General features: G+C 26.2%; 20 protein-coding genes. 19 read left to right on the top strand and 1 reads right to left on the bottom strand.

Annotation, left to right across the window (positions count from 1 at the left end; all coding sequences use genetic code 4):
- Window positions 1-59 precede the first annotated feature (59 nt).
- The 19 genes from C6B38_RS05210 to C6B38_RS05300 all read left to right on the top strand — a co-directional run bounded on the left by C6B38_RS05210 (window position 60) and on the right by C6B38_RS05300 (window position 20,743).
- Window positions 60-1,985 (top strand): hypothetical protein, encoded by a 1,926-nt coding sequence (locus C6B38_RS05210; protein WP_105298901.1) that lies wholly within the window; start codon window positions 60-62, stop codon window positions 1,983-1,985.
- A 13-nt stretch (window positions 1,986-1,998) separates the two neighbouring features.
- Window positions 1,999-2,961, top strand: coding sequence for a DHH family phosphoesterase (locus C6B38_RS05215; protein WP_105298902.1), 963 nt, complete (start codon window positions 1,999-2,001; stop codon window positions 2,959-2,961).
- Window positions 2,962-2,963: 2 nt separating this feature from the next.
- Window positions 2,964-3,548, top strand: a complete 585-nt coding sequence (locus tag C6B38_RS05220; RefSeq protein WP_105298903.1) for a thymidine kinase — start codon at window positions 2,964-2,966, stop codon at window positions 3,546-3,548.
- A 114-nt stretch (window positions 3,549-3,662) separates the two neighbouring features.
- The gene (locus C6B38_RS05225; RefSeq protein WP_233485558.1) at window positions 3,663-3,875 is read left to right on the top strand and encodes a hypothetical protein; all 213 of its coding nucleotides are present in this window, start codon (window positions 3,663-3,665) and stop codon (window positions 3,873-3,875) included.
- 105 nt (window positions 3,876-3,980) lie between these two features.
- Window positions 3,981-5,057 carry a peptide chain release factor 1 gene (gene prfA / locus C6B38_RS05230; protein ID WP_105298904.1) on the top strand — a complete coding sequence of 359 codons (1,077 nt, stop codon included), beginning with the start codon at window positions 3,981-3,983 and terminating at the stop codon, window positions 5,055-5,057.
- The gene (gene prmC / locus C6B38_RS05235; protein WP_105298905.1) at window positions 5,057-5,917 is read left to right on the top strand and encodes a peptide chain release factor N(5)-glutamine methyltransferase; all 861 of its coding nucleotides are present in this window, start codon (window positions 5,057-5,059) and stop codon (window positions 5,915-5,917) included. Before prfA ends, prmC begins: the two co-directional genes overlap by 1 nt.
- Window positions 5,918-5,951: 34 nt before the next feature.
- Window positions 5,952-7,373 (top strand): polypeptide chain release factor methylase, encoded by a 1,422-nt coding sequence (locus C6B38_RS05240; RefSeq protein WP_105298906.1) that lies wholly within the window; start codon window positions 5,952-5,954, stop codon window positions 7,371-7,373.
- 22 nt (window positions 7,374-7,395) lie between these two features.
- Complete coding sequence (locus C6B38_RS05245; protein WP_004028056.1) at window positions 7,396-7,935, top strand: L-threonylcarbamoyladenylate synthase; 540 nt, start codon at window positions 7,396-7,398, stop codon at window positions 7,933-7,935.
- Between the two features lie 11 nt (window positions 7,936-7,946).
- Window positions 7,947-8,306 carry a hypothetical protein gene (locus tag C6B38_RS05250; protein WP_105298907.1) on the top strand — a complete coding sequence of 120 codons (360 nt, stop codon included), beginning with the start codon at window positions 7,947-7,949 and terminating at the stop codon, window positions 8,304-8,306.
- Window positions 8,307-8,422: 116 nt separating this feature from the next.
- Entirely contained in the window at window positions 8,423-9,427 is a 1,005-nt protein-coding gene (locus C6B38_RS05255; RefSeq protein WP_105298908.1) for a hypothetical protein, read from the top strand.
- A 19-nt stretch (window positions 9,428-9,446) separates the two neighbouring features.
- A complete protein-coding gene (locus C6B38_RS05260) occupies window positions 9,447-12,389 on the top strand; it encodes a hypothetical protein (RefSeq protein WP_105298909.1) in 2,943 nt (980 codons plus the stop codon).
- Window positions 12,390-12,694: 305 nt separating this feature from the next.
- Window positions 12,695-14,095: a BMP family ABC transporter substrate-binding protein gene (locus C6B38_RS05265; protein WP_105298910.1), complete on the top strand. Its 1,401-nt coding sequence runs from the start codon at window positions 12,695-12,697 to the stop codon at window positions 14,093-14,095.
- 21 nt (window positions 14,096-14,116) lie between these two features.
- A complete protein-coding gene (locus C6B38_RS05270) occupies window positions 14,117-15,682 on the top strand; it encodes an ABC transporter ATP-binding protein (RefSeq protein ID WP_105298911.1) in 1,566 nt (521 codons plus the stop codon).
- Window positions 15,666-17,825: an ABC transporter permease subunit gene (locus C6B38_RS05275; protein ID WP_105298912.1), complete on the top strand. Its 2,160-nt coding sequence runs from the start codon at window positions 15,666-15,668 to the stop codon at window positions 17,823-17,825. Before C6B38_RS05270 ends, C6B38_RS05275 begins: the two co-directional genes overlap by 17 nt.
- Window positions 17,825-18,739, top strand: coding sequence for an ABC transporter permease (locus C6B38_RS05280; RefSeq protein WP_105298913.1), 915 nt, complete (start codon window positions 17,825-17,827; stop codon window positions 18,737-18,739). The genes C6B38_RS05275 and C6B38_RS05280 overlap by 1 nt, the downstream gene beginning before the upstream one ends.
- Before the next feature lie 102 nt (window positions 18,740-18,841).
- Window positions 18,842-19,789, top strand: a complete 948-nt coding sequence (locus C6B38_RS05285) for a hypothetical protein (RefSeq protein WP_105298914.1) — start codon at window positions 18,842-18,844, stop codon at window positions 19,787-19,789.
- A 111-nt stretch (window positions 19,790-19,900) separates the two neighbouring features.
- Window positions 19,901-20,254, top strand: a complete 354-nt coding sequence (locus C6B38_RS05290) for a hypothetical protein (protein WP_105298915.1) — start codon at window positions 19,901-19,903, stop codon at window positions 20,252-20,254.
- A gap of 103 nt (window positions 20,255-20,357) precedes the next feature.
- Window positions 20,358-20,507, top strand: a complete 150-nt coding sequence (locus C6B38_RS05295; protein ID WP_105298916.1) for a hypothetical protein — start codon at window positions 20,358-20,360, stop codon at window positions 20,505-20,507.
- Window positions 20,507-20,743, top strand: coding sequence for a hypothetical protein (locus C6B38_RS05300; protein WP_105298917.1), 237 nt, complete (start codon window positions 20,507-20,509; stop codon window positions 20,741-20,743). Before C6B38_RS05295 ends, C6B38_RS05300 begins: the two co-directional genes overlap by 1 nt.
- A gap of 171 nt (window positions 20,744-20,914) precedes the next feature.
- Here C6B38_RS05300 and C6B38_RS05305 read toward each other — a convergent pair.
- Window positions 20,915-21,543, bottom strand: a 629-nt coding sequence (locus C6B38_RS05305; protein WP_233485559.1) for a UPF0236 family transposase-like protein, incomplete at its 5' end; no start/stop codon positions are given.

The following is a 21,543-nucleotide window of genomic DNA, read 5'->3' on the forward strand; positions in this document are numbered from 1 at the left end:
ACTATTTTTTATTATTTTTATTTGGGTATAATAAAATTAATTGGGAGCGTGATATTTTAATGGGATTGAAAATTAATAATTTAAAGTATAAACGATATAAAAAAGTTATTTTTAATGATTTAAATTTTAGTGTTAATAGTCAAGAAGTTTTGGGAGCTCATTTTGAAAATAAGTTTTCACAACTATATTTTTTAAAATTATTATTGGGAAAGAAAAAACCACGTAGTGGAAAGATTTATTTAAACAATACGAATATTACAACTTTACTACCAAAAGAACGAAAAATTGGTTATGTGTCACCAGGACCATTAAGATTAGCTTTTTTACCAACAAAATTACGTCTTGCTTATCATATTTTAAAAACTCCAAAGTTTTTACATGATAGTTCATTAAAATATAACAAAAATAAATATTTTTATAAAAATTTAGTTTTTATTGGTAATGATTTGAATAAACAAGATTTAATATTAAAAACAGATAAAATTATTAATGAATATTTTACTAATTCAATTCATATTAAAGAAGAATGAATAGAGACTTATTTAACTAAAATTAGTGAATTCCATAAAAAAGAAATTAGTAAAATTTTAGATGATGATAAAGATTCAATTTTAATTCAAAGTTTACATACTTATACATACAAAAGAGAAGAAATTCGTGTATATGAAGGTTATCTTGCATTTTTACAAGCTTTATGAGATAAAATCTATTATATTTCTGACTTAGATTATTTGTGTGATTGCTATGATATTGCTAAAAAAAGAAAACGTAAAGATAAAAGTTTTAGTTTTATTGGGGCAAAATTAGTTTGTGAAAAGTATTTAAAAATATTGCAGACTGAAATTACATATGAACGGTATCTCTTAATTAAAGCACGAAAAGCATTAAAAAAATATCGTCTTAATGTTATAAATATGGTTTTAAAGGATGGCAAACATAAGAGTGTTATTAAAGGAATTTTAAATAAAAGTAATTCTACAAATATAATTACTTGAACAAAATTATCAGAAGATCAATGATTTAACTATAATCAAAAACAAGAACAATTAATTGCAAATTTATTACCAGATGAAGCAACAATTATCAAAGGAAAATTTTTAGAATATTTTCATAAATATCATTTAGAATTATTAAATAATACATTACAAACTAAAGAAAAAGATAATTCACTTGCCATTGAAGAAGCAAATGAAAAAGTTGTGACAGTTTATAATCAAGCTTTTGAAGAAGTTAAAAAAATAATGAGTAGTTTAAATATTAAAATGAATTGATTTAAACTTACTAAAAACTTAAGTAGTTTTGATCATACTAAAATCAGATTAATTAATGCCATTTTAAGTAAGAAAGAATTAATTATTTTACATAATACTTTTGATAATTTAACTCATAATGAAGCAAATGAATTAAATGAAATTTTACTTAGTTTAAAAAACTATAATCCGCAGTTAACTTTTTTAGTTTTAACAAAGAATATTGAAAATATTAAAAATTATGTTACAAAATTATTATTTTTTGATAAGGATAATAATTACAAATTAATGTCAAAAAATCATGCTGAATTTTTACCTAACACAATTAATTTATATCAAATAATGTATAATAGTTCAGAAAAAATTTTTAGTATGAAATATTCTGAAGCAGAAAAAGTTTTAGAAAATGAGCAAATTAAAATTAAATTACCTAAAGGAACTAAATTAATTGATCAAAAAGAATATTTTTTAGCAATTAATCCAAATTTAATTTCATTTCAGAAGACAAAAGAATTTAACAAAGACTTACATTTAGCATATAAAGGACATGTTAAGTCGATTAAAAAAGTTGTTAAATCAATTGTTTGTTTTTTTGAAGTTAATAATGATGTTATTTTTAAAATTTTATTATCAGAAAAAGAACTAAATTTAAAAAAAACAACGACAATATATTTTAAAAAGAATGCATTATTAGTTTATGATAAAGTTAACAGTAACTTAGTTGCTAACATATAAGTGAGGAAAACAAATGCAAGATTTAAAAGGGCTTATTTTACAAAAAATTAAAGATTATAAAACAATTATTTGTTTACGCCATATTTCACCAGATGGTGATGCATATGGTTCAGCATTTGGATTAGCACAATTTATTAAAGATAATTTTCCGAATAAGAGAGTATTAGTTGATGGTGCAACAAATGATTTTTTAGTTTTCTTAGCAACACCTGATCTTGTACAAGTAGAAGATTATCAAGATGCATTAGTAATCGTAACTGATACAGCGAACATTGAACGAATTGATAGTAAATATTGGCAGCAAGCGAAAGAAATTATTAAAATTGATCATCATCCTAATGTTACGCCATTTGGTGATATACAATGAATTGATGAAACTAAAATTGCGGTTTCAGAAATGATTGCTGAATTGGTTTTAACATCAAAATTAACGGTAACGTCAGAAGCAGCTAGATTAATTTTTACTGGAATTGTAACAGATTCAAATCGTTTTATGTATAGTAAAACTTGCCAAAATACTTTTATGTTAGCAGGGCAATTAGTTGCTACAGGTTTTGATTTGCAATCAATTTATCAAAATTTATATGAAGAATCATGAGTCAATGTGCGCTTTAAAAATTATTTGTTATCGCAAGTACTTATTTATAATAAAGAAATTAGTTATGTTAAGATAACTGATGAAATGTTAAAAGAGCATAAAATGAGTTATGAAACTGTTAAACCATGAGTCAATATTATGAGTAATATTAAAGAATTTAAAATTTGAATGTGAGCAATTGAAAATAAAGCAGAGGGTTATATAAATCTTAGCATTCGTAGTAATACTTATATTGTTAATAAGGTAGCAGAAAAGTATTGTGGTGGTGGTCATCAGTTAGCAAGCGGGGCGAAAATTTATCAGTGAGAAGATTTAGAACAAGTTTTAAAAGACTTAAGTTTTGTAATTAAAAATAACATTAAATATATGGGAGGTTAAGAATGTATTTTTTAAATAGTAAAGCTGAAATAGGATGAATAGAAGTTATCACTGGTTGTATGTTTGCTGGAAAAACTGAGGAGTTTATTCGTCGTTTAGTTCGCCTAAGTTATGCTAAATTTGAAATTCAAGTTTTTAAACCAACAATTGATAATCGTTATAGTGAAAACCAAGTTGTTAGTCATAGTAAAAAAGCAGTTGAAGCAATATCAGTTAAGGATTCTGATGAGTTATTAGCAAACCTTAAACCAACAACATTTGTTGTTGGGATTGATGAAGTACAATTTTTTGATAATAATATTGTTAAAATTGCTGATTCTTTGGCAGATAAAGGAATTATTGTTATTGTTAATGGTTTAGATAAAGATTTTCGAGGCGAAGCTTTTACTAATATTGAGCAATTAATGACACGAGCAGAAGAGGTTAAAAAATTACATGCAATTTGTGTTAAATGTGGAAATTTAGCAAATAGAACACAACGTTTAATTAATGGGAAACCAGCTAATTATTATGATCCAATTGTTTTAATTGGTGAAAAGGATAAATATGAAGCTCGTTGTCGTCATTGTCATGAAGTAACATATTAATTAATTTAGGAGGAAAAAAATGTTAACAAAAAATGGATTAAATGCTGAAGCTTATTTTGTTATAAATAGTAAGCCAAAAAATGTAAAAAAAATAAAGGTCATTTTGTTGAAAACTTGCCAATTAATTCTAAAATTATTATTTTAGAAGATTTATTAATTAAAGAAAATGACAATGTGATTGTTAATGGTAATGTTTTTAAAATTAGTCAAAAAATTATTAATAAACATCACATTAAGAAAACATTTGAAAGTTGTGAATATCGATTAACTTTAGTTGACCAATTAAAAAATTTGCCAAAATTTCAAACATTAATTTCAAATCAATAAAAAATCATTAATTATTATGATTTTTTTTATTATAATGAATTAAATTAATCATTATTATTTAAAATATATTATAATTGTTAAGTGTCTAAAAAAGAGGTGAAGCAAATGAATCAAAAAACAATTGAACGATTAGAAACGATGTTAAAGCGGTGAAATTTAATTAATGAAGAATTAACGAAACCAGAAATAGTTAATGATGTTAAAAAATTAACTAGTTTAGCAAAAGAACAAGCACAATTAGAGGAAACCGTTGCTTTATACTTAAATTATAAAAATGTTTTAAATAATATTAATGAAGCAAAATTAATTTTAGAGACAGAAAAAGATTATGAATTAATTGAATTAGCAAAAGAAGAATTAAAAACTTCGGAAATAAGAAAAGAACAACTTGCAGCAGAATTAAAGGTAATATTATTACCAAAAGATCCTAATGATGATAAAAATGTTATTTTTGAAATTCGTGGAGCAGCGGGTGGAGATGAAGGAAATATTTTTGCTGGTGATTTATATCGAATGTATATAAAATATGCAGATCAACAACATTGAAAAGTAGAATTAATTGAAGCAAATGAATCAGAAGCAGGAGGTTTTTCTACAATTTCGTTTATGGTTAAAGGAGATCGTGTTTATTCAAAAATGAAATTTGAATCAGGGGCACATCGTGTTCAACGAATTCCAAAAACAGAAAGTAAAGGTCGAGTACATACATCAACTGCAACCGTTGCTGTTTTACCAGAAATTGAAGAAGTTGATTTTGAAATTAAAACTGCTGATTTAAAAATTGATACTTACCGTGCTTCAGGAGCAGGGGGACAACATGTTAATACAACTGATTCAGCTGTTCGAATTACGCATTTACCAACGGGGGTTGTTGTAACTTCCCAAGATGGTCGTAGTCAACATGATAATAAAGCATTAGCAATGCAACATTTACGAAGTAAGTTATATGAAGAACAACAACGTAAAATTAATGAAGAACGTGGAACATTAAGAAAAGATGCAGTAGGAACAGGTGACCGGAGCGAAAAGATTCGAACATATAATTATCCTCAGAATCGGGTTACCGATCATCGTATTAATTTAACACTACAAAAATTAGACCAAATTATGGAAGGTAATTTAGACGAAATTGTAGTAGCATTAATTAATGAAGAACAGAGATTGAAAATGGAAGAAAACTAATGACAGTTAATGAATTAATTCAAAAGTCAGAAGATTATTTGAAAGACTCAAATAATGCTAATTATCTTACCGATATTAAAATTTTAATAGCATTTTTTATGAAAACTTCGTTAGCAAAATTATATGCAATTCAAAATGATAAAATTAACTTTAAGATTGATGATTATTGACAACAGTTGATTGCGTATCGTAATGGAAAACCAATTCAGCATATTACTAATTTACAAAATTTTTATGGATATGATTTTTATGTTGATTATAATGTTTTAATTCCCCGTTATGAAACAGAAGAATTAGTTGATAATATTAATATTATAATTGATGAAATGTTTCTTAATAATTGTAATAAACGATTAACTTTAATTGACATTGGAACTGGTAGTGGAGCAATTGCAATTATTTTAGGCTTAGAAAATCCAAATCTAACAATTTATGCTAGTGATATTTCAATTGAAGCATTAAAAGTAGCAAAAAGAAATATTAAGCAGTTAAATTGCAAAAATGTTAAATTATTGGAAGGTGATATGCTAGAACCATTTATTAAAAATAAGATTAAAGCTGATCTTCTAGTTTGTAATCCACCTTATATTCCAAATAATCAAAAGATTAGTCATCGTGTTAAAAATTATGAACCGCATGTTGCTTTATTTGGTGATGCTGATGGCCTGTATTTTTATCGAGAAATTTTTCAAAATTGACAGAAAGTTGTTAAAAAAAATGGTATTTTATGTTTTGAACATGGTTATGACCAAAAAAAAGATTTAGAAAAATTAGTAAAGGAATATTTTCCGAATCAGAAATATTATTTTCAAAAAGATATAAATAAAAAATGACGAATGTTATTTATTAATATTTTGTAGTAAAATAAAAGAAACTTAAGTGTGAGGTGCAGATATGGAAGATAAACTTAAAAATATTAAAAGAACTCGCATTATTAGTATTGCTTTTTTACTAGTTTTATTTATCATGGTCCCATATTTTACTTTTATGTATGTATCACATAGTGATCAACTTTTAAAAAAATACTTTCATTTTATTGCAACAGTACCTAAGGATGTTTTAGCAACATTTACAACACCTGATTTACCAAATAAGTTTTTAATCTTTGGTTTGTCATATATTGCGTTAGGAACATTAGCGGGTGCGATTATTAGTAGTGTTTTTTACATGCATCACCAAAAACGAACAATTAATTTTAATAATAGAATGTTGCTAATTGGAACAGTTTTTATTATCTCTTTTTTATTTAGTGCTTGTTTATTATTTTCACTTGCAGAATATTATTATGATTTATTTACAGAGTGATGTCGTTCTTTAAGAGGCGGTTATACTGGGCCTGAGTTTGTTAAAAATATTCAAGATATGATTCATCCAGATATTCCAAATCGAGAAGCAATTGTTAACGCATTAATTAACTTAGCTACGGGACCTGGAACAAACAATAAGTATCCATTAACTTGAATTGGTCTTAATGCTATTTGATGAATTACAGGATTACAGATGATTTTTATTATTTTTATTATGTTAAAAGTTGGTTTTAAATTAGAATGATTATTAAATGATAATATTAATCTAACTAAAAAAGAAGAATTATTTGTTTTAAAAGATACATTTAATCAAAGCCGTCTTAAAAAGTTTATTAGTTTATATTTAATTCCAAATGAATTTAATATTTCACTATGAGTCGTTTTTTTTTCAAGTATAGTTTTTATTCCACAATTTGTTTATACAATTATTATTGGCAGTAGTTTTACTGATGCAAACCGATTTTTTTTATTTTCTTATTTCTATCCACATTTAACAATTAACGCTATTATTCCAGATACAAGTAGTATTTTGGATAATCCAAATATTGATTATTTTAATATGACAATGAATATGCCAGGGTTAGGAATTTTTATTAGTGTTGTGCCAATTATTTCTTCTGCTTTAATTATTTCAATGTTATTTGCTTTTACTTTTGTGATGTTGAAAAAACCAAATTTAACTAAAAAGGGTTTTATTAGTTTTTATGTTAGTTTTTTAATTGTAACTGGAACTTCACTAGTAATGTTTCTGGTTTCTCAATATGAATTAACAAAAGCAGTTGATTATTGAAACAGTCAAAGCGAGAATTTTAAAGAAACGGTAATGAAACCACTTTTTAAAACAACACATTTGGATTACTTTTGATTACAAGGAAATGAATTATTAGCAAGTAATATTTTATTATCTGCTTTCATTACTGTTTTATCAATTATTGCTTTTTCACATATTTCAAAAATTAAAAGTAATCATATTAGCAATGAACAAATTAAATCAAATTTAAAAGGTTAATAAGAAAGGAGGCTAATTATATATGAAAGTATATACTGTAAAAGATCGCAAAGAAATTATTGCTAGTTATTTAGCAGAAAAAGTGATTATTGTTCCAACAGATACTATTTATGGAATGACATGTATTATTAGTTCACCAGTAGCAAAAGCAAGAATTTTTAAAGTTAAAGGTCGATCAGAAAAAATGTATTTATCAGTTATTGTTAGTTCAGTTCGAATGGCAAAGAATTTTATTGACTTGCCGCGTGAAGATTTAAAACTTTTTAAAAAGAATGAAACTATTACTATAATAGGTAACATAAAAGATGATATTAATAAGCTTTATAACATTACAGAAGATAATACAATTGGAATTAGAATTACAAAGTCAAAATGATTAAAAAAAATTATTAATAAGGTTGGACCAATTTATGGGACAAGTGTAAATATTAGCGGTCAGAATTATGCTAAAGAATTTAATGATCTTCAAAAATTTAATGTTGATATTATTGTTGACGCTGGTTATTTAGATAATCGTCCTTCAAAGATTTATAATTCTTTAACGAAAGAATTTATTAGATAAGGAGATAAAAAATGGCAAAAAAAATAAATAAAAAAAAATGATCATGATATCGAATTGTTAATCTTGTTGTTTTATGTATTTTAATCTTGTTAACATGTATTTTTACTGTTTTATTTGTTATCAATCATGAAAAGTATACGGTTGCTTTTTTAATTACAATTTTATTTTTAGGTGTTTGAGTTATTGGCTACTTTATGGGACATTTCCTTTTTATAAATAAAGATAATCTTTGAATTGGGGCAAGAAAACTAATGAGGGACTATCGTAAAAAAGATGATGATGGTAGCAATCCACCATCAGAAAGCAAAGAAGAAAGAATTAAACGATTAGAACAAGAACTTGCTGATTTAAAGAAAGAACACAATGGTTAATTTTAGAAAAGGATAATATCATACCAAATTTAATTTCATAATGCAATTTTTTTATAAGTTTTTTTGGAAATATGATATAATTTAACTATAAAGAAATGAGGCAGGAGGACTACACGATGTACATCAATCCATTCGAAAGAATGAAAAATTTAAAATTAAATACTGATGAAACAAATACAATAAATATGAAAAGCAATGATCGAAACATAAATTTATTACAAGGCAACAATGAAGATGGGGAACTAACAGGAGATTCTCTAAAGAATAATAATCATAATATTGAAACTAATGAACTTAAGATTGATGGAATTACATTATCAAGTTTTGAAATTATTCGTGATTTAATGAAAATATTTAAAGAAAAAAATAACGAAATGCAGTTTTTCTTAGCAGTTATGGACAAAGGAAATTGTGATTCAATGTCTGAAATTGTTACTTCATTTTTTTCAATGCCGCTTGTTAATATTGATTTATTACGTATTGAGTTATATGCTTCACCATTTTTATTTCTACTTAAAAAAATTATTAAAGGACTACCGAAAGTTAATTTAGAAGATAAAAAAGTTTTATGAGATCGTGTTAAACTATTTGCACGAACTTTAAAACAAAGTGAATCGTTAGAACAAGTTAATGATTCGAATTCAATTGTAATTGTTAATGAGTTAGAATTTGATGATCCATTAGAATATATTAGAAAAGAATTTGAAGAAATTCTACGTGCTTATGACATTACAGAAAATATTGTAGTAATTTTTAATAATATTGATTTAGTGGAATATGTCAAATTTAAACAAATATTTAGTCTAGTACAAGCTATTTTTAAAGGAATTTTACAGTTTAAATTTATTGCTGGATTAAATCCACTTTTAATTGAAACTTATGTTAAACAAATGTATGGCAATTATGCAACAGACCAATTGGTTGCGCATGAAGTTAGTGTTTATAACAAACGATATATTATTAAAAATGAGGATGATAATGTCGTTACTAAAGAACCAACAAAAGAAGCAGTTGATTCTTATCATCCAATGTCAGATTTTGCTTCTGTTTCTGTTAAAACAGAAGATGAGGATGATGAAACGATTGGCTTTGATTATTGATCTATGCGCGGTGGAAAGTAAATAGAGGAGGATAATTAAAATGTTTGTGTTTTTAGTAACATTAGGGTGAAGCATAATGATAATTGGAGCGATAGTTCAAATTTTTATTGCTATTTTAAACCTTTTGGTAATGCAATCTGTTGCGCTTCCATCAATTTTAAATTCAATGAATGATATTTTCCAAAAATCAATTTTTAAACAAGAACAAATTTTAAGTTATTTAACAGGAGATATTTGAGGATATACAATTATTGCTTTAACAATTTTTGTTGCATTATTAGTTATTACATTAGTATCAGTTCAACTGCATCGTGTTAAAAAAGGGCAATTAATTGCAAAACCATATATTAAAATGATCTTTGTTACATTAATTATTGCAGCACTAATTTATGGGAAAGTAGCAGTATTAATATTAGCAGCATTAATGTTTATTGGTTTATTATTCATTGAATCATCATTATTTGATGTTGAGTTTTTACAAAATTTTGTTGAAGAACGAAATATGATTGTTATTTATCACCAAGATAAAAAACTTGAAAGAGAGGTAAATAAAGAGGGAAAGTACCATGGAAGCGTAACTTTGGGAGTTGACGCGACTATCGCAGGGATCGGAGAAACCGAAAGAAATTTCAAAAACAATGATTACGTAAGAGAGGATGATAGTAAAAAATTATCTCATCAAAAATCAAATTCATTTTTTTCATCAAATGAATTAAATAATTTATTTAATTCTGATAAAAATGATGTTGATGAACATGAATTAGCAAATTTAATTAATGATATGACACAAACTATGACAAATCCACCAAAACCAGCGGTTTTTGAAACAAAATTAAATACAACGGAAACTAATTTAAAGCAAAACGAGTCTAAAGAATTATCAAAACCACCAGTTGTTAATGAAGTTGAGCAACAGGAAACATCAAAATTGGAATTAGAGCAATTAGAAGAGCAAAATTCATCAAATGATGATTACTCACAAGGTGAAACAGTTGCGGAAATCCCTCTTCCATTCTTGGATACCAAATCAAATGATGATTATAAGTTCAATGCTGATATTAAAGGTTTTGTTGATAAAACGGTTGTAAACGAAAATAATGATTTTAATGAATCAGAAGATGAAAAACTAAATTTTTCTTTTTTAGATGATGAATTTTTAAATTCATCATGAGCAGCAGACAAAACAATGACAAGAAAAGAAAAGAGACTTTATAATAAATGAAGTGAAATGCAGCAACAGGCTCTTAATATTAAACAAATGGTAGAAGAAGAAGTAGAAATAGCAGAAGTAAAACTTAAATTTATTAAAAAGAAAGCTAAAATTTATAATGTCCTTGCTAAACAAGCAAATGGATTAGTAAAAAAATTGAAGTTAGGACCAGAGCATGAATTAAAATTAATGCGTATTGCTGAAATATTTAGTAATAATTCACAAGCCACAGTTGATTTTCTTAATGACCAAATTTTAGCAACAGATAGTAATGTAATTGATAATGTCTTGAATGACAACATTAATATTGATGAGAAGTTTAATGAATCATCAGAAAATATTAGTTTAGAAATTAATACTTTTAATAATGTTGTAGATAATGATAAAACAAAAAAAGAGATAGAAATTATGAACAACAATATTAAACTAGAAAACCAAGAAATACAACGTACAGGAATTATTTTTATTCCATCTGACCATAATATTGATAAATTAAAAGGAGAATTATTACCTGATATTAAAACATCAGATGATGAAGAATCAAAGACAGATAATGTTTCAGATAATTATGATTATCCTTTTGCTGAACTAGTAGGGTTAGATGATTCACAAGTTGAGCATAATGATGAAATTAATTCAGTTGTAAATGAAAATAATTATGATGATGAAATAAAACCTTCTGAAAAAAATGACCTTTCAGAACTATCAGCTGAGCAACAAACAGAAGAACAAATAGAAAACAATTTGGCAGAGTTAGTTGAAAATGAAATAAAACCAGAAAATGAGTTAAAAACTGATGCAATTAATTTAGAATTAACTCCTGATCCACTAGATACATCATTAGGAAACAATATGGCAACAGATATATTTAATATTCCAATGAATGAAAAAGAAAATACTATTTTAAGAAAAACAGAAGATAGTACACTTGCAGAAATACTTACAACAAATGCTGAAGCAACAAATCAATTAGAAGATAAGACAGATGAATCAAATGAAAATAAAGAAGAAACTCATCAAAGTCAATTATTGCATGATGTTGCCTCAAGTGAAATAAATGAAACGCTACAATTAGAAATTAAGCCAATTTTAAAAGAAGAAGTGTCATATAGTTTAGATGAATTAGATGATAAAATTATAAATGGTGATTTTTCAAATTTGGATGATGAAGTAATTGAATACTTTAATCAGCAAAAACCAGAACCTATTAAAGAAACAGTGTTTGCAGAAGAACCAGTATTAAAGGAACAAGCACCACCATTACAACAAGTTATGCCAAATGATTTTGAATGTCGTTTTGAAAAAATTGAAGAATTAATTAAAGATTCAATTAACTTGCATACAGAACACACAAAAACATTAGGAGAAGTACAAGAGCACTTAAAAACTTTAACTTTAAAAGTAGAATCATTAGAAATAAAATCAGCTGATTTTGCAAAAAAAATTAAAGATGTTAAAACTAAAAAACATATTAAACATCATGGTGTTGTACCGATTGATCAATTTTATCCTCAAATTAGTGATATTAATTTAGTATCAACACGTTATAATTTATATAATAAAAAAGGATATTCTAACACATATGGAGTTGCTAATTCTAGTGAAAGTTCATATGTCTTAGGTAATTATTATCGAACTAAAAATGGTAGTTCACCTCAAGAAGAAATAAGTGTAAATAATAATCAATTTGCTGACTATAATCACCTTAATTTACATAATATTTCCAAATATACTAAACAAGATATTCCTTTTGAAATTTGTAAAAAAAAATAACAAATAAAAATTATTATTTTGTTGATTAACATTGTAAATAATTTTATTAATAATTTTATTAAAAAAGTTAAATTTAAGTTAATTAAATTTAACTTTTTTTATTTAGAAAGTAGTTTTTCTTTTCATTCGTTTAAAAATATGTTAAAAATAGATTAGCAATGAGATATTGCATTGTTAGGGCATTAAACATAATAATTTAAGTATGAAAGGAAATATTCAATTGCCGAATAATAATTAATTAAAAAATATAATTTATTAATAATTAAATTTATTAATAATTAATAGTAAATGGGAGGAAATAAACAATGATAAAATTGCTCAGTGTTTTTGTAGCAGCAACTTTGCTAAATGGTTCGAGTCTTTTTCTTGTTGCATGTGCCAAAAAATATTATTTCGATAGTAATATTTGAGTTATTACCGATGCTGGTATTGTGACCGATGCATCTTTTAATGAATCAGCATGAGATGGAGCAAGTAAATATGTTGTTTCACAAAAAGATAAAGAAATTTTACCATCAAAGTGAAAAACAAGTCGTTATCGAGTTAGTTATTATGAACCAGCAAGTCAAACACCATCTGACTTTAAAACAGCTTATTTAACAGCATATATTGCCGGAGCAAAAACATTAATTTTACCAGGTTTTGTTCATGGTAATACAATTGGATGAGGCGCTGAATTAGCTGATAATTTAATTTATATTGATGGAAGTAGTCAAAATATTCATTTAGGAATGGACCCCAAAAAACCCTTAGCAACAAATGTTGTTGGAATAAGTTATGAAGCTGAATCCTCTGGTTTTTTTGCCGGAATTGCAGCAGCATTATGATTAAATGCTAATCAAAGTAAATATCCTTCGGGTTTAAAAATATCTACATATGGTGGAATGGATAATCCTGATGCTGTTTCAAATTATATGTGAGGTTTTTTAGTAGCTGCTGATGTTTTTAATACAATCATTAGTAACAACAATTTTCCAAACTTATTTAAAATTAGAGCAGATATTTTAGCACAAGTTCAAAAAATGAATCCAGCAATAACTTCTTTACAAAAAGTTGAAAAAGTACAAAATGTTATAAAAAATAATGAATCATGATTTTCACAATCATTTGAAGTTGGACATGGGAAAGATATTTCAGATGAATTACTTTCTCGCAGAGCAAGCATTATTTTCCCTGTTGCAGGTCCACAAACCCAAGATACTATTGGCCGAATTAAATATAATAAATCACCAGCTAAAGTTATTGGTGTGGATACAGAACAATCTAAAATTTATGGAGAAGACATAATTGTAACAAGTGCTTTAAAAGAAATTGTAACTTCAACCCAAGAAGCTCTACAAAATATTTATTCGGATAAATGTGGTTATCAATCTAATAGTAATACTTGAGATAATAATAAAGTAACATCGGAATGTTGAATTAATACTGACCAATCATCAGTACAACATCCAACTTGAACAGGGATTGAAACAACAAAGTCAATTAATGAAAATACTGTTAATTTTATTCATAATAAAACTGATGATTTAACAAAGGATACAGCATTTGATAAGATCATTAAAGTATTACAAGATGTTTATTCACGAGGAATTGGTGATATCCCTCCTGTTGCAGCGAAAGTATTTACAACAACATTATTAAATACATATCAAAATAGTGATACATTGAAAGCTTATATTTTAGATGCAATTGAGGCTGCTTTGTAATAGAAGGAAAGGACATAATATATGAAAAAAAATAATGAATATGTAATTGAAATGAATAATATTACTAAGGTTTTTGGTGATTTAATTGCAAATGATGATATTACCTTAAAAGTTAAAAAAGGAGAAATTCATGCTTTAATTGGAGAAAATGGAGCAGGAAAATCAACATTAATGAGTATTTTATTTGGTTTGTATGAACCAACAAAAGGAGAAATCCTTATTAATGGAAAACCAGAATATATTAATAATCCTATTAAAGCAAATCAATTACGGATTGGTATGGTTCATCAACATTTTAAATTAGTTGATATTTTTACTGTACTTGATAACATTACGTTAGGATATGAACAGCTAAAAGGGAAAGTATTTTTAGATCGTTCAAAAGAAGCCCGTGATATTGCTCAAATTGCAATTAAATATAATTTGCAAGTTGATTTTGGTTCAAAAATTGCAAACATTTCAGTTGGAATGCAACAACGGGTTGAAATTTTAAAAATTTTGTATCGTGGAGCAGATATTTTAGTTTTTGATGAACCAACAGCTGTGCTAACCCCACAAGAAATTGAAGGTTTATTGAATATTATGCTAGCTTTAAAAAAAGATGGGAAAACCATTATTTTTATCTCCCATAAATTAGATGAGGTGAAAAAAATTGCTGATCGAGCAACGGTTATTCGGCGTGGAAAAGTTGTTGAAACTTTTAATGTGCAAGATAAAAATGAAAAAGAAATTGCTGAAGCAATGGTTGGACGTAATTTAGTTGAAATTAAAAATTCAGGGCAAGCACCACAAGAAGATGTTTTATTAAGAATTGAAAACTTATCAGTGAAGAAAAAAGGTCTAACGCGTTTGATGGCTTTAGATGATTTTAATTTAACCGTTCATGCGGGAGAAATTGTTGCAATTGCTGGAGTAGAAGGAAATGGACAGACCGAATTAGTGAATGTCTTAACCGGATTAGAAAAAGGAACCTCGGGGGAAATAATTTTTAATGATATTAATGTAACCAAAAAAAGTATTTATGAGCGCTATCAAAATGGAATGTCCCATATTCCTGAGGATCGTCATAAATATGGCTTAATCTTAGAATTTAATGCAATTAATAATGTTGTTTTACAAAATATTAATCAAAAGCCATTTTCAAATTGTGGTTTATTAGATAAAGGAGCAATTCAGTTATATGCTCAACAAATTGTTAATAAATATGACGTGCGAGGTGCAAATTCTGGATTTGCTGTTACACGTAGTTTATCAGGAGGTAATCAGCAAAAATTAATTATTGGGCGAGAGTTATCACGGCAACATAATATTTTAATTGTTGTCCAACCAACAAGAGGCTTAGATGTTGGGGCAATTGAATATATTCATAATAAAATTTTAGAAGAAAAAGCACAGGGGAAAGCAGTCTTATTAGTTTCATATGAATTAGAAGAAATTATGAGTTTAGCAGATCGCATTGTTGTTTTACATAATGGACGCATTACTGGTGAAGTTGCTGGCAATAAAGTTAAACGTGAGGAAATTGGTTTAATGATGGCAGGAAGATATCAAAAGAAAGGAATAAAAATTAATGCAAACACAAATTAAAAATTATGGGTGATTATTAAAACAAAAAACAAGAATTTTTTTTCGTTCAAATGAATTTAAAACTAAAATGAATTATTTTAAAGCATCTATTTGTGCAATTATTGCAGGAGTTCTTCTTAGTTTTATTATTATTGGTGCAAATGCATCAGATCCATTATTATTTTTTAGTTATGTTTTTCGGTTAGCTTTTCACCCATTATTAAAAGATTCAACATTAACTTATTGAGCAATTTATATTGTTGCAGGATTAGCTGTTGCGGTTGGTTTTAAAGCCGGACTATTTAATATCGGTGTTCCTGGCCAAATGTTATTAGCGGGTAGTATGACAATTGTTTTAGGTTTAAAAAACCCAGCAATTAGTCAAGGTGCTGGTGTAATTGGAGCATTATTTATTTCAATTATTGCTGGTGCAGCGTTAGCAACAATTGCAGGAGCATTAAAAGCTTATTTTAATATTCATGAAGTTGTTTCAACAATTATGCTAAATTGAATTGTTTGATATGTTATGAAATGAATGTTTATGAATCCAGCGCATGGAATGTGAAATTCAAATCAAAATTCAACAATTGATATTGTGACAACAGCCCCAAATTTTAATTTAGTATTGAATGGACAACTGTGAATTATTCCGTTTATTATTGCAATGTTACTATTAGGAATAATTGTTTTTATTATGAATTATACTGTTTTAGGGTTTCAAATTAAAGCAGTTGGAAAATCAAAAAATGCTTCTTTATATGCTGGAACAAATGTCAAAGCATATACTATTGTTTCAATGGCACTATCAGGTGCTTTATCGGGCGTTTTAGGAATGTTATATTATATGACGCAATCAACAGTATTACAATTTACAACAGATGCATTACCAGTTGTTGGATTTGATGCAATTGCTGTTGCATTAGTTGCTTTTACAAATGGGTTTGCTATTTTACCAATTGCTTTACTATGAGGAATTATTAAAACAGCTGCTTTGCAAGCAACGCAATTACCTGATTTTCAAATGTCAAAACAGATGGGTCAATTGATTTTTGGAATTATTATTTATATGACTGCAATTTCTACTTTATTTATTTATTTTAAACCAATCTTTTGATTGCATCGTTGATGAAATATTCAACACAATGTAGAATGAAAGCAAGAATATAATAAATATCAAGCACAAATAAAGGATTATCAAAAACAAATTAAGAATACAAATAAAATGTATCGAATTAAAATGCAAGAATTAAAAAAACAAGGAACTAAAGAAGAAATTAAAGCATATCGGAATGAAATTAATGATCAATTGACTTTATATGCTGGAAAAATTACCACTTTAAAAACAGAAATTTGTTTTTTTGAAAATTTAAAATATAAAGAAGCAACAAAAATTGGACAATGTGGTCTTAAAACAAAGTATAAATTAGCAACATTTATTGCCCTTGGTTCGGCATTAGATCATTTTGTACAAGTAAAAAATGAATATTTATTAAAAAAACAAAAAATTAGTTTTTTAAAAAATAATTATTATCAAGCAGTATGGAAAGTAAAAGGACAAGGAAAACAAGAATTATCACAGTTTTATAATTTGCCAAAAAAAGAATTGTATGCTAAATTAGCACATTTACAGTCACAATATGCTGACTTAGTGCTAAAGCAAGAGGAAACTATTAAAAAATTGCGTGAAAGTTATTATCCTGTTTTTAATCAAATTCAACAAAAATATTTAAATGATTTTAAAAAATTGCAAAAAAAAGAAGCAATGATTACTAAAAAATTAAATCAAGAAATTAAAGCATTAAAGCGTCAACAATGTCATGAAATGTATCAATTTAGAATAACAAATTATCAAAGCAAGAAAAAAATTAAACGGGAATTAAGAGTGATTAATCGTCAAATAAAAGGAGATGTTAAGGTTCAACAAGAAGTGGCATTGTTAAAACAAAATTTAAAACTGCAATTAAAAGAGATGAAACAACAATTTAATATTGAATATCAAGTTATGCGTAAAAAACATAAAACAAAGATGCCACAGTGAAAAAATGAATTAAATCAAAAATTAAAGCATATTAGAAAAGTTGTTTCAGAAGATAATAAAATTTTAAAAGCAGAATATCATCGTCAAAATGCCACTTATCAAGTGCAAAAAGGAGGAAAAAAATAATGGAAGCAGTTTCACAATTATTTGCTAATGGGTCAGTTCTTTTTGCCGTATTATTAATTGCCGCAATGGCGGGTTTGTATTCAGAACGAGCAGGAGTTGTTAATATTGCTATTGACGGAATGATGATCGTTGGTGCATTAGTCTATGCGTTGCTTGGAAAAGTATTATCACAATATGGTAATGGAATGCAGATTATTGCTTTATTAATTGCCGCAATTTGTGGTGGAACCTTTGCCTTATTACATGGTTTTGCTTCAATTACTTTAAAAGCACAACAAGTAATTTCTGGAACGGCGTTAAATTTATTAGCAACTGGAATTGGATTATTTTTTGTTAGTATTCCATCCTTAGCAGCTGGAAATATGATTAAAACAGGATTTAGTACAATTGGGATTGATTCATATCAAATTATTAATATTTTCTTAATTATTGCAATTGCTTTAGCAGTTTTTACCTTTGTTTTCTTTAGATTTACAAAAACAGGTTTACGTTATGTTGGATGTGGTGAGAATCCTAATGCAGTTGATGCAGCGGGAATTAATGTAATTAAAACAAGATATAAGGCAGTTATTATTTCTGGATGTTTAGCAGGACTAGCAGGGGCAATGTTTACCCATTATGTTTCTGGACAATTTCGTGGTGATGTTCAAGGACAAGGATATATTGCTTTGGCAATTATGATTTTTGGACAATGATGAATTCAATATATTACATTGGGAGCAGTTTTATTTAGTTTTTTAATTGCTTTAGCAGGAACATTATGACGTTTTGCTGATTGAAATATTGCGGATCCATCAAATCAATTATTAAAAATTTTACCATTTGTCTTTGCATTAGTAACAATGGTCATTTTCTCGAAATATTCTAAAGTACCAAAAGCATCCGGAATCCCATTTGATAAATCATTACGATAAAAACAACCGATATTGGTTGTTTTTATTTATATTTTCTTATTTTTTTTATAATTAATGTATTCTGAGGATATATTCTGTAAAAAATAAGGGGAAAAACTATTTATGAAAAAACTATTCATTATTTTTAGTGTTGTCGGATTATTTATCACTGGAATAACTAGCAAAATTACAAGTTGTCGAATGATCAAATATCGTGATGCTAATTATAGTAATTCAAATTTACAAAATGATATGTTAATTTGGATGAAAATTGCCAGTGATGTTAGTAATGAGATAACAAATTATGATAACAATGGAAATATTAAAAATTCAAACAAATTTCCAGAATTAAATCAGTTTTATAATTTAGTTAATCAACATAATCAGTCACTTGTTCTTGACCGTTCAAATGCTCAGATTAATTTAGGATTAAGAAAGTTTCAAAATGAATTTAAGGAAATATTTCAAAAATTAACTGTTAAAATTAGTGAAACATATCAAAATTATTTTAATACTTTAGAGAGAAAACCATTATATTATCTTGAAGAAGAAGATAAATTTACTTTAACTTATGTTGATTTAGATAAAATTAATAAATTAACTAATACTGCAACAACTGGAGTTCGGGCAGTTCAAATTCAGTATGAGTTTATGTTAGATTTAAGTTTTAAATCCTTAAGACAAATCCGGACATTTACAGTTACTTATGTAGTTACAAATGAACCAAATGAAATTAAAAAAATTTTAGAAAAATCAATTGAAAAAATCAAAAAATATTTAATTAACTTTTTTAATAATTATGAAGATGTTATAGTTAATCAAAATAATGAATTCAAATCAATTTATGATGATTTTGAAATTAATTATAATAATAATGTTAAACCATTAGATAAAATTTTTATTAAACAATTTAATGAAAAAATTAAGAAAAATAATGCAATTAACCAAGAAATTCGAGAGGCAATTGCTTTTGATAAAACTGGTAATAAATATTTAATGCGACTAATTTTAGGAACCGTAACTGCTGAAAATTTAGGACAGTTACCTGAAACATCTGACATTGGTAATTAACAACTAGCCTTATGAGCATGAGAAGGAATAACCCCGCCCGGTTTAACTGCTGAAAATTTTGTTACAGCTTATAAAAAAAGTTTACCTATTTTTAATGTCAATGATGACCATATGATATTAGCTAGATTATCTGTTAATTTAAATTTTATTTCACTGTATGGTTTACCATTAGCTGGAACATTAAAAATAGATGGTAAAAATTTTGAAAGTAATATTTTAATTAGTCGCCAAGGTTTAGATAATAAATTAATGAATTTTGGGAAAATAATTGTTGCTTTTCATAAATATTATCAAGTTGTGCATTTTGTAATCGAAGTGCAACAAATCAACTTTGAAAAGAGTTGATTTTTTATTGAAAAGAAACATTATTTTATTTTGCGGTCCTTAGTAATTAAGTATGGAAAAGATATTGTTATTAATACTGTAAATAAGATAGTAATTAATAATGTAAAAGAAAATGAATAAATTACCGCTAATAAATTACGCGGATAATTTATTCAATATAGTTTATTTTGAGCGTAGCGAACACGCGAAGCGTGCCGCAATATTTTTAGAGAGGATATGTAATATGCCAACTTGATTAACGACAATATTTAGTGTTGTTATTGTATTAGCAATTTTTCTTTATTTTGGTTTATTAATTTACCAAAAAATTCGTCAAATTCGAGTAAAGAAAAAAGATAAAAAAGAAATTGAAAGAAAGGAGAGTAATAAATAATGTTAGGTATGTATTTAACAACAGCGTTTAATTTTTTAACAGCATCTACACCTAAAACTATGACTGAGGGTATGACTGGGATTTGAACGGGTTTGACTAGTGCATTATGAAAAGTTAAAGAATGTATAACAAATATTTTACCTGAGATAATGGTTTTCTTAGGTGAAGCGTGAATTATATTAATTCCATTTGCTATATTTTGTATTATTAAAATCTTAAACTTTTTGGCTGTATAAATTATTTTTGGGTATTTACTATATTTTAAGAAATTATGGAATAAATAATCCATATACCTAATTTAAAGATACCATATTTAATTTTATTGTCAACAAATTTTTATATTTTTTTTAAATTTAATCACAACAAAAAATGCATTTTTATTAAAATTATTTAATTTAAAAATAAAATTAATAAAGATGTAAGTTTTGTTGTTCAGTTTTATTAAAATTATTATATAAAATACTATTATTTTCTGGTGGTTTTTCTGATTGTTTAAAATCCTTAATATTATTTCTAAATTTTAGCATACTAGTATTCAATTTATTTTTAACAGTTTTTTCGCTATAAATTCCTTTTTTAGAAAATATCCCCTTACCATAATGTGAAACATCACCCTCCATATGACAACCAATATTATTTCATAATGTTTGATTTTTAATACCCTCTTCGTTATTTTTAATTAAGTTAATTGTTTTAATAAAATATTCTTTTTTTGAATCGGGAATAAATGGCTTGCTCTCTTTTAAACACTGTAATAATTCCTCATATTTTCCATTATAAAAATAATAAATAGCATTATCAAATATTTTTTTAATTTCTGCGTTTTTGCTTTGAAAAGGAAATAACTTTTCAAACCTACTTTTAAGATGAAATTTGTCTATTGTATAATGAACTTTGTTATTAGGAAAACGATTTGCAATAACTTTTTTAACCCCTTTAATTCAATCTGCTCCATCACCTAAAATCATAATTTCGGTATCATCTTGAATATTATAATTACTTATTATCAAAAGTATTAATTTAACAACAAAACGGG

The organism is Spiroplasma sp. ChiS (assembly GCF_002968355.1).
Taxonomy (GTDB): domain Bacteria; phylum Bacillota_I; class Bacilli_A; order Mycoplasmatales; family Mycoplasmataceae; genus Spiroplasma; species Spiroplasma citri.